1 pseudogene is annotated in these 239 nt (G+C 71.1%); it reads left to right on the top strand.

Annotated elements, in window-relative coordinates:
- Positions 1 to 239 (top strand): annotated as a pseudogene (locus tag IC66_RS42815) (outer membrane beta-barrel protein); the annotation flags it as partial.

Genomic DNA, 239 nt, shown 5'->3' with positions numbered 1-239 from the left:
CCGCCCCGGAGACGCTGCCGACGCGCCGCACGGCGGGCGTGCCGCAGGCGCCGTCGGATGCATTGCCGGCGTTGCCCGATCCCAGTGCTGATCCGCGCAAACGCCAGCAGGCGCCCGCGACCTCGCGCGTCGGTCAGGTCCCGACTTATGGCCTATCTGCCGCCACCGGCGCGAGCAGCTCCGGCTATGATTCGCTCAACCGCAAGAGACAGCAACCCAAGCTCTATCCGGGCCAGCCG

Source organism: Bradyrhizobium genomosp. III, from assembly GCF_000261705.1.
Taxonomy (GTDB): domain Bacteria; phylum Pseudomonadota; class Alphaproteobacteria; order Rhizobiales; family Xanthobacteraceae; genus Bradyrhizobium; species Bradyrhizobium ottawaense.
Note: the sequence above shows the minus strand (reverse complement) of the source record. Positions and strands in the feature narration are given on the sequence as shown.